The organism is Massilia sp. CFBP9026, from assembly GCF_034045165.1.
In the GTDB taxonomy this organism is placed as follows: domain Bacteria; phylum Pseudomonadota; class Gammaproteobacteria; order Burkholderiales; family Burkholderiaceae_D; genus Telluria; species Telluria arenae.
Genome location: NZ_JAXCWH010000002.1, coordinates 657,286 through 670,138, shown reverse-complemented (window position 1 = coordinate 670,138; position 12,853 = coordinate 657,286). Strand labels below are relative to the sequence as shown.

Below are 12,853 nucleotides of genomic sequence, written 5' to 3'. Positions count from 1 at the left end.
TATAATTGGAACTAGTACAATGCGCGCCCGAGCGCCGTGCTATCCTTCGCAATCTTGTTCTTACCATGAAGTCAATGAATACCACTACCCCTGCAGAGTCCGTCGACACCAACGCCACCACCCCGGAGGCGCAGCAGCCGCAAGCAGCAGCACCGGCCGCACCAGCACCGGCCGCCGCGCCGGCGCAAGGCATGTCGGCGCGCGCACTGCTCAAGCAGCTCCAGCAGGAGTATCCAGCCTTCCGCGACTGCCTGCCGCTGTCGATCGGCATCGACAAGCAGCTGCTGGCCCGCATGCCCGGCCTGGACAAGAAGGTCATGCGTGCCGCGCTCGGCATCCACACCGGTTCGATGCGCTACCTGCGCGCGATGGAAAAAGCGAAAACGCGCCATGACCTGGACGGCACCGCCGGCGCCGAAGTGCCCGAGGCGCACCGCCTGCACGCCAAGGAGCAGCTGCAACAGCGCTTCAAGAAGGAAGCCGACCGCAAGAAGGCCGAACGCGACGCCGCGCAGGAAGAAGAAAACAACCGCAAGCGCCAGGAAAAACTGCAGGCGCTGGCCTCCAAGTTCTCCAAGAATTGAGCGCAGAGCCCGAGATCATCGAGGACGATTTGCCGGCCTACGTCGGCATCGACCTGGCCAATGTGCGCCTGGTGCGCAGCGAGCAGGACGCGCGCGAGGCGCTGGCCGACCTGCTGGGCGGCGACGCGATCGGCTTCGACACCGAATCCAAGCCCACCTTCGCCAAGGGCGAAGTCTCGACCGGGCCGCACCTGGTGCAGCTCGCGACCCTGGAAACGGCCTGGCTGTTCCAGACCGCGACCCCGGCCGGCAATGCGCTGGCCATTACCGTCCTGAAACCCGTGCTCGAGGATCAGCGCGTGCTGAAGGTCGGCTTCGGCCTGGGCGACGATGTGCGGCGCTTGAAATCCAAGTTCGGCATCGAGCTGCGCAATGTGCTCGACCTGTCGACGGCCCTGCGCCGGCGAGGTGAACGCAATCCGCTCGGCGCGCGCAGCGCCGTCGAGCGTTTCTTCGGCCAGCGCCTGCAAAAGTCCAAGCGCATCACCACCACCAACTGGGCCCTGCCCCGGCTGTCGGACAAGCAGCTGCAGTATGCGGCCGACGACGCGCATGCGGCCTTGAAGATCTACCGCCACTGGAAGGCGAATCCGCCGTCTCCATAAGCCAGTAGGGTGGACGGCTCGCCGTCCACGCGTCCACCGGCACCTGCCCTGTCCCCAAAGAAAGAGCGAAACCTCAACTATTCGCGTTATCATTCCCACCATCTTCGATGCCGGTGGGAGCACATGAGTTCACGAAGCCTTCGCCTCTTCTTCGCCTCCCTGTTCGGCGTGCTGGCCTGTGCGGCCACGGCGGCGCCGCAAACCGTCCCCGACACCATCGACCAGCGCCTGCTCGCCTGCGCCACCTGCCACGCGCGGGTCAATGCGCGCGGCAATCCGGTCAACGACAGTTTCTATCCACGCTTGCAGGGCAAGCCGGCCGGCTACCTGTATCACCAGTTGCTCAACTTTCGCGACGGCCGGCGCCAGTATCCGCTGATGACCTACCTGGTCGAACACCTGCCCGACGCTTACCTGCGCGAGATCGCCCAGCACTTCGCCGCCCTGCCGCCGACCGTGCTGCCGCCCCAGGCATCCGGCTTGTCAGCTGCAGTGCTCGAACGCGGGCGCCAGCTCGTGGTCGATGGCGACGCGGCGCGCAAAGTCCCGGCCTGCGTCGCCTGCCATGGCGCGCGCCTGACCGGCGTGCAGCCGAACATTCCCGGCCTGCTCGGCCTGCCGCGCGACTACGTTAACGCGCAGTTCGGCGCATGGCGCAACAAGGTGCGGCGCGCGCATGGGCCCGACTGCATGGCCGACATCACGGCGCGCCTGTCGCTGGAGGACGTGGCCGCTGTCTCGGGCTGGCTGGCGGCGCAGCCGATGCCTCTTGACCCGCGCCCGGCCGAATCCATCGCGCGTCCCTTGCCACTGGCCTGCGGCAGCGATCCGGAGGCGCGATGAAAACTTTACGGATAGCCCTCCTCGTCATCATCGTTATCGCGCTGGCCACGGCGGCATTGGCCTGGCCGCGCGCCGAGCATATTCCATCGAGTTCGCCGCAGGCCTACGCTCCGTCTGCCGCCAATATCGAGCGCGGCGCCTACCTGGCGCGGGCCGGCGACTGCATCGCCTGCCACACGGCGCGCGGCGGCGTGGCGTATGCCGGCGGCCGTGCGCTAGACACGCCATTCGGGCGTTTCTACGGGCCGAATCTCACGCCCGACAAGGAGACCGGCATTGGCGACTGGAGCGCGGACGACTTCTGGAACGCGCTGCACAACGGCATCGCCAGGGATGGCCGCCTGCTCTACCCGGCCTTCCCCTACACGAATTACACCAAGGTCACGCGCGGCGACTCGGACGCCCTGTTCGCCTACTTCCGCAGCCTGGCGCCGCAGCGCCAGCCGAACCGGCCGCAGGAACTGGGCTTCCCCTACAACAGCCAGGCCTTGCTGGCCGGCTGGCGCCTGCTGTACTTCCGGCCCGGCGTGCATGAGGAGCAGTCGGCGCGCGGCGTCGAGTGGAATCGCGGGGCCTACCTGGTCGAAGGCCTGGGGCATTGCAGCGCCTGTCACAGCACACGTAACCAGTTCGGCGCGAACGAGGAAGGACTCGATGGCGGCCTGATTCCGACGCTGGGCTGGTATGCGCCGTCGCTGACGTCCGGCAGCGAGGCCGGCCTGGGTGACTGGGACAAGGAACACATCGTGGCGCTGCTCGGCACCGGCATCTCGCCGCGCGGCTCGGCCACCGGGCCGATGGCCGAAGTGGTGGCGCGCAGCCTGCAGCACCTGACGCCGGACGACCTGGGTGCGATGGCGAGCTATCTGAAATCATTGCCGTCAACGCCAGCGCAACGGCCGGCGCGCGTGCCGCCGGCCGGCGAGCAAGTCCTGGCCGAGGGCCGCCGCATCTATGAAGCCAAATGCGCGCAATGCCATGGCGACGATGGCCGCGGCAAGCTGCCCGCCTATCCGCCGCTGGCCGGTAATCGCGCCGTGACGGTGACGCCAGCCGTGAATGCGATCCGGATGACGGTCAACGGCGGCTTCCCGCCCGGGACGAAAGGCAATCCCCGCCCCTACGGCATGCCGCCGTTCGGCCATGAACTGGACGATGCCCAGGTGGCGGCAGTGCTCAGTTGGATCCGTACCAGCTGGGGCAATGCGTCGCCGCCTGTGGCTGCGGTCGAGGTCAACAGCTATCGGGCCGTCACAGACCAATAAAAGTGACACATCCTTCAGCTGCCACGAGGATTTTTACCGAAATCGTCTTCGATTGAAATACTTTTTCTTAACCGAGCGACAAGCTGCACACGGTTGGAGACGCCAGCTTTCGCATATAACGCTGTTAGCTGGTTTCGAACAGTTTTCTCTGAAATATCAAGCTTTCTGCCTATCGTCTTGCTATCGGTCCCCTCGACCAATAACCTGACTATCGATTTTTCCCGAACAGTTAGCACAAGATGATTCCCGCTTCGTCCTTGAATGCCGCTTTGTCGTAGATAAATTTCTGTCAACTGTGGGACAATAATACTTAATGCGTCCAGATGCCATTGACTTAATGGAGGTCGTACTCCACAAAAACTGACATAGGTACCACTCGACGAATGCAGGTCCAACGTGCCATGGCCGGCAATATTTTTCAGGTCAAACCTCTGGATTTCATCCAGCTCCAGCGCACTCACAAAATCACAAGATTGCTCGGGATCGATAAAAAACGGCATTCGATTCTTCATCCAGCGCTTTAAAGAACCTCGGGTCGAAACATCAAATTTTCTCTGCAATTGGGATAAATATTCCTGTGAGTGACCGATTTGAAAAATATCAGTTATCGTTAACTGATCCGCGATAACAACCCCGTGGGCGATAATCATTCTTTCGTATGGAAAGAACTTCTTGACTGGTCCGTCTATCCACTGCGCGATTGTGTCAGGTTGAGCGAGTGGACTTCTCAATGCGCTCAACCAGTCAGCGACATCGCCATCGGAAAGATATTTCATGCCAGAACCCTTTCACCTGAAGTCGTGACATCGACAGCCTTAAGCACCGCCATTTTCAGCCCCTTCGGCCTGGGCCGCCAAGTTCTCCAGCGCCGCCCCGTCCAGCCGCCCGTCTGTCCATCTGTCCATCTGTTCATCCTGTCGGCTTATGCTTTTTGGGTGAAAAAAAAGCGCTAACCATCTCCAACATTTCGTCTTCGATGGTACGCCAATCGCATACGCATAACAATCGACGGCGCTCAAAAAATATTCAGGCTGCATATTTCTTGACTTCGCCCTGCGTATGCTTGCTCGCAAGTAAGTTCCAGGACGGGACATTTGCCCTATTTCGTATTGTTTGAGGTTTCTTCAATATATCGACAATCCGAATCAAACTCCGAGCACATGCAGTGGCGGTATCGATTTCTAACAGCATGACAAGGAGCATGATGAAAATTCAACTCAAATTTCCAATCACCATGTCCTTCATCGGCAGCCTTCTCGTCTTCTCTCCGGTTAGCTCGGCGCCCAAGGATCCCGTTCTCGTAGGCATGGCATTTCTGGACATCATAACCGATGTCGTTACGAGAGAGCTGACTCAGAAAAGCTATATCGACTACCAACATCAGAGATATCGGCTTTTGCCTTCAGAGCGCTTTCCAGCTGAATCTCACGCCCTGAGTTACGATCGTCCGCTATGCAAGGCGGACCAGGATATTGAAGATTTCTTGGATCAGAAATGCAAGATTTATCAAGTCGTCGAAGCGGAACCGTCTTGCAAAGTGAAACAGAAGAATTGCATTGCACTTGAATTGAGTCCTTTTGTGGCACGAGACACGAACCTGATTTCTGCCATATCGAAGGCGTTCGATAACGTTCGCGAGTTCTTACCTGATCCTGAGATGCAAGACAAGAAATATGGAATCAGGGATCTACAAACACCAGGCTTGATCCTCTCGCCGCATGGCCAGTGGGCCACGCTCGGCCTGGATACAAACAGGCCCTACAAGGGTGTGCTGAAGCAGCTTGAAAGCGGCGTATTTGTCATTTCCTTCAACTAAATAATCTGGACAAAAAATGGACTTCAAAATCAGGGTCAACCAATTTACCGACGGCGCCACTGGGCATACCAATATCACGTTGATCGGCCCCTCGGGTCAGTCCTACACATATGGGGCAAATGTCTCGCCGAGCGCTGGCGTTCAAAATGAACATGCGCAAACGATGATCCGAATTTCGAACAATCCATCAGCCTACTCGTACTCGGATGTTGTTGTTTCAGAGTCAACCTTCAACCGTGTCCTCGAGTTCGCGCAGGCAGCAGATGCTGGAAATAATAGCTATTCTATATTTTGCAACAACTGTGTCGATTTCGTCGATCGGGCATTGGTGGTGGGCGGAGGGGAGCGGTTTTCAGCGCACCAGTATTTCAAGGACGGAACCTTGCTGGACGCATACTCCAAGCTGTCTGAATATGTCTGCGATCCCGGTAACGTTTCCGCTTGGTCCACCGGTGGCAGCATAGGCCTTAAGCAAGGTGATCAATTTATGCACGGCATATCCGAGTCGCTTGGTTCTGGCAAACTCTACCAAGGTCCAAACTTTTTTGAATTCTTCAATAATTTGAAGAATCTACTCGGTGCATCCAGCGCCGATGCAGAGGTGAAGGCAAACGAAGATTATGTGTACGAAAACGCACCTACCCCGTTGATCGTGGACCTGAATGGCGACGGGGCACGGACGATTTCGGCCCACGAATCTCAAGTATTCTTCGATACGGTGGGTGACGGAATCGCAAGGAAAACCGGATGGGTCGACCAGGCAGATGCATTTCTGGTTCAAGATTCGAATTCCAACGGCGCAATTGACGACATTACCGAGCTTTTCGGCGGATCGGGAAGGGCCGCAGGTTTCAAAAAACTCGCCACGCTGGACTCCAACTCGGATGGCTATATCACTGCCAGCGACTCTGCCTACGACACCCTGCTGCTCTGGAAAGATTCAAACTCCGACGGGATTTCGAACCCCGATGAGCTGATTTTACTCGCAGAAATCGGCCTGACATCCATCGATCTCGCTTACGAGACGGTGAACATTTACGATAATGGGAACTTTATCGGCGAGACGTCAACAGTGACCATAGCCGGACAGTCCGCCCAGATCGGGGATGCGTATCTCTCTCATGCATATGCATATGCATAAAAGATTTTTGACCAAACAACCATAATCGATAGCATAACTCTGCAGAGATTTGGCTGCAGAGTTTATCGATTTCTCTAACTATCACTTTTGTAATCCGCGAGCCATGTCTATCAAGCGGACCTGCTTGGACAGCCCATATTGCTGATAGTCACAATTGTAGTCGCTGTACTCGCCATTTCCGCAATCACTAAACCATATCCGCGAACGCCACCCGATCCGTCGTGGCATTGCGCGCATCCTCCACCCGCACCTTGTGCGACGCCAGCAATCCCTCGATCGACGCATTCATCGTATGGCAGCCCGCATCGATGCCCTTGTTCATCTGCGCGCGAATCCCACCCAGGTCGCCCGCCTCCAGCATGCGCACCACAGCCGGACTCGGCGTCAGGCACTCGGTCGCCAAGTAGTAACGATTGCCCTCGACAGACGGCAGCAGCGCCTGGCACAAAATCCCGCGCAAGGCATGCGCCAGGGCCTGCGCCTGCGCTTCTGAATTCCCCAGCAGGCGCAGCATCTTCTGCAAGCCGAGCTCGGTCGAGCGCGCATGCAAGGTCGCCAATACGAGCGGCCCCGACTCCGCCAGCGCCAACGCCTCCTGCGCGGTCTGCGCATCGCGGATCTCGCCGATCACGATGACATCCGGCCGCTCGCGCAGCGCATCGAGCGCCCCCAGGTAATAGCTCTCGACGTCGCCATCCTCTCCCACTTCGCGCTGGGTAATGATGCACTTGCGCTGCGGGATCAGGGTTTCAACAGGATCTTCGATGGTGATGATGTGCCCCGAACGCTGGCGATTGATCTCGTCCAGGATCGACGCAATGGTGGTCGACTTGCCCTGGCAGGTATCGCCAATGATCAGCACGAGACCGCTGGTCAGCCGCGCAAACTCGCGCTCGTCGTCCCACAGGCCAAGATCACCCAGCGCAATCGGCTCCTTCGGAAAGCGCCTGATCACGCAGCCGATACGCTTGCCGCCCTGGAAGCGGAAGCAGTTGGCGCGAATGCGCGCCGTATGCAAATCGATCGATCGGTCGAAGGCGCGCGAGGCGATGCGCTGCGGCCAGTTTGGCTCGATCACATCGAAGAATTCTTCCAGCTCTTCCTTCGTGATCGGCGAATCGGTCACCGCCACCAGGCCTTTCGGCTGGCGCAGCATCAGCGGGCTGTTTTGATGGATGATGATGTCCGAGAACACCAGCTTCGAGTTAAGCAGGTGCAGGATCTGCTGCACCAGGGTTTCGAACACTGGATGGTCTTCGTTTTCGATGTACGAAAGGGTCGGGATCTGCGAGGACTGGTGATGTTCCATCTGGTGCTGGAGTAAAAACGAGTTCCAGTCATTATAGAACTGGAATGTTGCACCAGAGTAAAAATATCGTCAGCGTGACAAACTCGCAACAATGCGGTCGCCGAATACCGTGATCGTCACGCCGAGGGCCACCACCAGCGCACCAGTCAGGCGCGCCGGCGACACTTCGCGTTTCGCCATATTGATCAGGCCAAAATGGTCGATCGCCATCGAGCTGAGCAACTGACCGGCGATCACCAGCACCACCAGGGTCAACAGGCCGATGCGCGGCGCCAGGAACACGGTGCCGAGCACGAAGGCCGCACCCATGAAACCACCCAGGAACTTCCAGGCCGGCTGCGACGGCAGCGCCGCCAGGGTCGCCCCCAGTCCGGCCACGCCGCCCTTGGCCATCGCCATCACCAGCAGCGCCACCGTGCCGCAGCTGAATGAGATCAGCGCGGCCATGATCGAATTCGCCCCGATCGAATGGGCCAGCTGGCTGTTCACCGCGGCCTGCGCCGACATCGCAATGCCGATGCAGAATGCCGCAGCCAATAAAATCAGGTTCATCTCAGTACGTCCAGGCAAAAAACGCACGATTCTAGTGCATTCCGGGCCGGCGCGTCGGCTCGCCCGGTCCCGTGCTCGTGCATTTCATCCCCGAAAGGCTGCAATTCGTCGCAAACGGCTCTCCCGGACGCGCCCGGCTGGCTACGATGGCTGCCATACCAACGAATCACGGAGTCCACCCATGCAAGCCTTCAAGCCATCATTCGCCGTGCGCACCCTGCTGCTGGCCGCCACTCTCGCCTGCGTCGCCGCGCCGACGCCCGCCATGGCCTGGCCCTTCGGCGGCGAAAAAGTCGAGGGCAGCGGCAGCGTGACGCGCCAGGCGCGCCAAGTCGAGCGCTTCACCGGCATCGCGCTCGAATTGCCGGCCCAGCTCGAACTGCGCATGGGCAATACCGAAGGCATCACGATCGAGACCGACGACAATCTGCAGCGCCTGATCGAAACCGAGGTCGACGACGGCGTGCTGCGCATCCGCCCGACCAAGCGCAATATGAACCTGCGTGCGCGCACCATGAAGATCGTCGTCAACGCGCGCCAGATCGAGCGCCTGTCGCTGGGCGGCTCGGGCACCATCGATGCCGAGGCGCTGCGTGCCCAGAGCCTGCGCATCAACCTGGGTGGCTCGGGCAAGATCCGTGTCGCCAGCCTGGACGCCGACAAGGTCTCGGTCAGCGTCGGCGGCAGCGGCGACTTCCGCGCCAACGGCGGCAAGGCGCGCGACGTGTCGGTGTCGATCGGGGGTTCGGGCAATGTCGACCTGGGCAAGGTCGCGGCCGACAGCGCCAGCATCAGCGTGGCCGGTTCGGGCGACGTGACGGTCTGGGCCAGGAACGAATTGAGCATGTCGATCGCCGGCTCCGGCGACGTCAAATACTATGGCGATCCGAAGCTGCGCAGCTCGGTCGCCGGTTCGGGCAAGTCGCGCCGCCTGGGCGACGCGCCGAACTGATCCGGTAGCGGCGTCTGTTACAGGGCGCCGCGCAGCACTTCGCGCTCGACCTGCACCGTGTCCGTGCCGTCGGTCAGCCACACCTGGCCGTCCTGGATCGTGCACTGCAGTTGCATCGAGCGTTGCGCCATCTTTTCCAGTTGCGCGCTGATCTCGGACGGGATGTTGATCACGCTGACGTTTTTCGCGCGCTCGATCTTGTTGGCCAGGCCCTTGAACCAGATGCTGCTGGTCGCGCTATAGCTGTACACCACCACCTTCTCGGAGCGACCGGCCGCCTTCAGCAGGCGCTTCTCGTCCGGCTGGCCGACTTCGATCCAAGTCTGGATGGCGCCGGTCAGGTCCTTCAGCCACAGCGCCGGTTCTTCGACGTCGAACAAATCCTTGCCATAGGCGAGCGCCGGATCGGCGTGCAGGGCGAAGGCCAGCACACGGATCATCACGCGCTCTTCGGTCTCGGACGGATGCCGGGCGATGGTCAGGGCATGTTCCTGATAATAGTTTCGGTCCATGTCGGCGATCGACAGGTCGGCCTTGTAGATGGTCGCTTTGATAGCCATTGTTGCGTGCGCTTATAGGTGCTGGTGGATGAAAACCCGCTATTGTCGCATGCGCGGCGACTGCCGGGTTCCCTGCCGGGTTAGACTAGCCGTCTTACTGAATATGGAGATCGCGATGACCAATGCTTTTCCTCCGAACCAGCAGTTCCTGCTCGCCGCCCGGCCGGTCGGGCTGCCCAAGCGCGAAGACTGGCAGTTCCACGAACAGGCCGTGCCCGAACCGGGCGAAGGCGAGGTCGTGGTCAAGGTGCTGTACCTGTCGCTCGACCCGGCCATGCGCGGCTGGATGAACGAGGGCAAATCGTATATCCGCCCGGTGGCGATCGGCGAAGTCATGCGCGCCGGCGGCGTGGGTGTGGTGGTGGCCTCGCGTTCGCCGCGCCTCAACGTGGGCGACCATGTGATGGGCGGCACCGGCGTGCAGCGCTACTGGTCCGGCCCGGCCGACGACAAGACCGCCAACCTGGCCAAGATCGATCCGCAAGTGGGTCACCTGACGGCCTGGCTGAACCTGCTGGGCATGCCCGGCATGACGGCATACTTCGGCCTGCGCGAAGTCGGCCAGGCCAGGGCAGGCGAAACGGTGGTGGTGTCGGGCGCGGCCGGCGCAGTCGGCATGACCGTGGGCCAGGTTGCGAAACAGATGGGCTGCCGCGTGGTCGGCATCGCCGGCGGGGCCGAGAAATGCGCCTTCGTCGTCGACCGCCTCGGCTTCGATGCCTGCATCGACTACAAGGCCGGCAACGTCGGCGCCGCGCTCAAGCAGCATTGCCCGCAGGGCGTCGACGTCTATTTCGACAACGTCGGCGGCGAGATCCTCGACACCGTCCTCACCCGCATCAATATGAAGGCGCGCATCGTGATCTGCGGCGCGATCTCGCAGTACAACGTGACCGAACCGGTCAAGGGCCCGGCCAACTACCTGGCGCTGCTGGTCAACCGCGCGCGCATGGAAGGCATGATCGTGTTCGACTATGCGGCGCGCTATCCCGAGGCCGTGGCCCAGCTCGGCGAATGGCTCAAGGATGGCGCGATCCAGAGCCATGAATACGTGGTCGATGGCTTCGAGCAGTTCCCGCAGGCGCTGCTGATGCTGTTCGAAGGGCGCAACCTCGGCAAGCTGGTGCTGAAAGTGGCAGACGCCTAGAACTTGTCGCCGGCTCCATGGTCGTACAGGTCAGGGCGCCTCGCCCTGCCTCCATGGAGCTGGCCATGCTGTCCCTTTTCGAACAATTCTCCGCCAACCCGGCGCTGCAAGGCCAGTTCAATCCGCAACTGGGCGCGCCGCTCAATGCGCAACTGGCCGCCCAGCTGGGCGCGCAAGCGAACCAGCTGGCCACGCTGTCGCAGCGCAGCCAGGAGCTGCTGGCGCGCCTGACCGACCTGAACCTGCAGATGGCGCGTCACTTCGTCGAGACCGCGCTTGACACCGGCCGCCAGCTCGCCGCCTGCACCGATCCCCTGCAACTGGCGCCCACCGCGATGCGCGGCTGGCAGCCGCTGGGCGAACACGTGCGCGCCTGGCAGCAGGGCCTGATGGGCGTGATGGCCGAAGCCCAGACCGGCCTCGGCCACGCAGCCGCACTGGCGCCGGTGCCCGCGAAACGTTCCGCCTGAGCAGGCCAGGACGCCGTATGGCGACGGGGCGGAACTAACGCTCACCACGTTTCTCTAAACGCACGAGCGCAGCCTGAGATAACTCCAAGTGCGTTCATGCATAGCGTACGGCCTCTACAACCGACAGCCCAAGGGCACAAGGAGATCGACATGGCGACCAGCAAGGAGAACGGAGCAAAGAGCAGCAGTCAGGGCAGCGCCCAGAAGAGCGGGCCGCCCGCCAAGCGCGGCTTCGCGGCAATGGACCAGAACCAGCAGCGTGAAATCGCCAGCAAGGGCGGCCAGGCGGCGCACCAGAAAGGCACGGCGCACGAATTCGATTCCGAAGAAGCGCGCCGCGCCGGCCAGAAAGGCGGCGAGGCCGTGAGCCGCAACCGGGCCCATATGGCCGACATCGGCCGCAAGGGCGGCGAAAGCCGGCAATCGGCCCAGCGCGCAGCAGCCGCCGCTGCCGCCGCGGCGTCGCAGAAGGGCAACCGCCAGGGTGAAGACAGCTAGCGCGTCTGGCTGCCGACTGTCCACGGGCGGTCCCGGCGCGGCCTTGCGCGGCGCGACCGCCCCTGTGGTACATTGCCGGGCTTATGCCTACCCTGAAATACCTGACCGCCTACCCGGACACCCTGCAAGCACAGGTGAGCGGGCTGATCGAACAGAACCGCCTTGGCGACACCTTGCGCCGCCGCTATCCCGAGCCGCACGGCATCCGCACCGACCGCGCCCTGTACGACTATGTGCAGGAGCTCAAGGACGACTACCTGCGCCATGCCGCGCCGGTCTCCAAGGTCGCCTTCGACAGCAAGATCCAGATCATCCAGCACGCGCTGGGCCTGCACACCGCCATTTCGCGGGTCCAGGGCTCACGCCTGAAGGCCAAGCACGAGATCCGCATCGCCAGCCTGTTTCGCGATGCGCCGCTGCCCTTCCTGCGCATGATCGCCGTGCACGAACTGGCGCACCTGAAGGAAAAGGAACACGACAAGGCGTTCTACAAGCTGTGTTGCTGGATGGAGCGGGAATACCACCAGCTCGAGTTCGACGTGCGCCTGTACCTGACCTGGCTCGACCTGTCCGGCGAGCGCTTGTGGAGCGGCGACTAGCTCGACTGCGCTGGCTTCGATGTGGGCAGCGCTGGTGACGCTGGCGGCTGATGCAGCGGCGACCGTCCGGCGCCATCCGGCTGCGCCGCGCAGCTGCGCGTGCAGCGCTGGAGCGCCGTGTCGCAGGCGCCGAGCCGTGCCATCCGGCGTCCGTTGTCGCCCGCGGCATCGAGCGCGCGGGTCGCCTGGCCCGGCACCGCGCCCTGGGCAGCGCGCGCCAATGGGTTGCGGAATTCCGGCGTCGACCCGGTCAGCCGCTGCTCCAGCGGCAGCGCCTGGGCGCCGGCGCGGCATTCGCGCTGTTCGGAGGCGCACATCGAGGCGCAGAACGCCGGATCCGCGGCCAGCGCCGGCATGGCGACGGACGCGGCCGCAGCCAGGATTGCGAGGATGACTGAACGCTTCATTCCAACCTTTCAGGAAAACGTGGCGGCATGCCATCCTGTCATCCTAGCCTCTTTTTGCACGGCACGGCTCCCGGATGTCTGAACGCATTCAATCGCAATCGTTGC

General features: G+C 61.7%; 16 protein-coding genes. 11 read left to right on the top strand and 5 right to left on the bottom strand.

All coding sequences use genetic code 11. The features are described 5' to 3' along the window. Nucleotides 1–74: 74 nt before the first annotated feature. From SOM28_RS07315 to SOM28_RS07300, 4 genes are all read left to right on the top strand, one after another. A complete protein-coding gene (locus SOM28_RS07315; RefSeq protein WP_123071026.1) occupies nucleotides 75–584 on the top strand; it encodes a ProQ/FINO family protein in 510 nt (169 codons plus the stop codon). Beyond that, nucleotides 581–1,189 (top strand): 3'-5' exonuclease, encoded by a 609-nt coding sequence (locus tag SOM28_RS07310; RefSeq protein ID WP_320467703.1) that lies wholly within the window; start codon nucleotides 581–583, stop codon nucleotides 1,187–1,189. Before SOM28_RS07315 ends, SOM28_RS07310 begins: the two co-directional genes overlap by 4 nt. Nucleotides 1,190–1,312: 123 nt before the next feature. Then, on the top strand, nucleotides 1,313–2,032 hold the full coding sequence (locus tag SOM28_RS07305; RefSeq protein ID WP_320467702.1) for a c-type cytochrome: 720 nt from the start codon (nucleotides 1,313–1,315) through the stop codon (nucleotides 2,030–2,032). Beyond that, on the top strand, nucleotides 2,029–3,297 hold the full coding sequence (locus SOM28_RS07300; RefSeq protein WP_320467701.1) for a c-type cytochrome: 1,269 nt from the start codon (nucleotides 2,029–2,031) through the stop codon (nucleotides 3,295–3,297). Before SOM28_RS07305 ends, SOM28_RS07300 begins: the two co-directional genes overlap by 4 nt. A gap of 14 nt (nucleotides 3,298–3,311) precedes the next feature. Here the strand turns inward: SOM28_RS07300 and SOM28_RS07295 are convergent, their stop codons facing one another. Further along, entirely contained in the window at nucleotides 3,312–4,073 is a 762-nt protein-coding gene (locus SOM28_RS07295) for a helix-turn-helix transcriptional regulator (RefSeq protein ID WP_123071022.1), read from the bottom strand. Between the two features lie 428 nt (nucleotides 4,074–4,501). On the opposite strand from SOM28_RS07295, the gene SOM28_RS07290 reads away from it, so the two are divergent. Both SOM28_RS07290 and SOM28_RS07285 read left to right on the top strand, forming a co-directional pair. After that, nucleotides 4,502–5,113, top strand: a complete 612-nt coding sequence (locus SOM28_RS07290) for a hypothetical protein (RefSeq protein ID WP_123071021.1) — start codon at nucleotides 4,502–4,504, stop codon at nucleotides 5,111–5,113. A 16-nt stretch (nucleotides 5,114–5,129) separates the two neighbouring features. Beyond that, nucleotides 5,130–6,254 carry an SPM autocatalytic domain-containing protein gene (locus SOM28_RS07285; RefSeq protein WP_123071020.1) on the top strand — a complete coding sequence of 375 codons (1,125 nt, stop codon included), beginning with the start codon at nucleotides 5,130–5,132 and terminating at the stop codon, nucleotides 6,252–6,254. A 187-nt stretch (nucleotides 6,255–6,441) separates the two neighbouring features. Here the strand turns inward: SOM28_RS07285 and SOM28_RS07280 are convergent, their stop codons facing one another. Further along, the gene (locus SOM28_RS07280) at nucleotides 6,442–7,563 is read right to left on the bottom strand and encodes a type IV pilus twitching motility protein PilT (protein WP_123071019.1); all 1,122 of its coding nucleotides are present in this window, start codon (nucleotides 7,561–7,563) and stop codon (nucleotides 6,442–6,444) included. 69 nt (nucleotides 7,564–7,632) lie between these two features. Continuing rightward, complete coding sequence (locus SOM28_RS07275; RefSeq protein ID WP_123071018.1) at nucleotides 7,633–8,115, bottom strand: DMT family transporter; 483 nt, start codon at nucleotides 8,113–8,115, stop codon at nucleotides 7,633–7,635. 181 nt (nucleotides 8,116–8,296) lie between these two features. Between SOM28_RS07275 and SOM28_RS07270 the strand changes: the two genes are divergently transcribed. Then, on the top strand, nucleotides 8,297–9,067 hold the full coding sequence (locus SOM28_RS07270) for a head GIN domain-containing protein (protein WP_123071017.1): 771 nt from the start codon (nucleotides 8,297–8,299) through the stop codon (nucleotides 9,065–9,067). Between the two features lie 17 nt (nucleotides 9,068–9,084). Here the strand turns inward: SOM28_RS07270 and SOM28_RS07265 are convergent, their stop codons facing one another. Beyond that, a complete protein-coding gene (locus SOM28_RS07265; RefSeq protein ID WP_123071016.1) occupies nucleotides 9,085–9,627 on the bottom strand; it encodes a YaeQ family protein in 543 nt (180 codons plus the stop codon). 115 nt (nucleotides 9,628–9,742) lie between these two features. On the opposite strand from SOM28_RS07265, the gene SOM28_RS07260 reads away from it, so the two are divergent. From SOM28_RS07260 to SOM28_RS07245, 4 genes are all read left to right on the top strand, one after another. Continuing rightward, nucleotides 9,743–10,774: an NADP-dependent oxidoreductase gene (locus SOM28_RS07260; protein WP_123071049.1), complete on the top strand. Its 1,032-nt coding sequence runs from the start codon at nucleotides 9,743–9,745 to the stop codon at nucleotides 10,772–10,774. Nucleotides 10,775–10,839: 65 nt separating this feature from the next. Next, nucleotides 10,840–11,244 carry a phasin family protein gene (locus tag SOM28_RS07255; RefSeq protein WP_320467700.1) on the top strand — a complete coding sequence of 135 codons (405 nt, stop codon included), beginning with the start codon at nucleotides 10,840–10,842 and terminating at the stop codon, nucleotides 11,242–11,244. A gap of 150 nt (nucleotides 11,245–11,394) precedes the next feature. After that, complete coding sequence (locus tag SOM28_RS07250) at nucleotides 11,395–11,742, top strand: KGG domain-containing protein (RefSeq protein WP_123071014.1); 348 nt, start codon at nucleotides 11,395–11,397, stop codon at nucleotides 11,740–11,742. Nucleotides 11,743–11,825: 83 nt separating this feature from the next. Beyond that, complete coding sequence (locus tag SOM28_RS07245) at nucleotides 11,826–12,341, top strand: YgjP-like metallopeptidase domain-containing protein (protein ID WP_320467699.1); 516 nt, start codon at nucleotides 11,826–11,828, stop codon at nucleotides 12,339–12,341. Here SOM28_RS07245 and SOM28_RS07240 read toward each other — a convergent pair. Further along, entirely contained in the window at nucleotides 12,338–12,748 is a 411-nt protein-coding gene (locus tag SOM28_RS07240) for a hypothetical protein (RefSeq protein WP_123071012.1), read from the bottom strand. The two genes, SOM28_RS07245 and SOM28_RS07240, sit on opposite strands and share 4 nt — an antisense overlap. Between the last annotated feature and the right edge of the window lie 105 nt (nucleotides 12,749–12,853).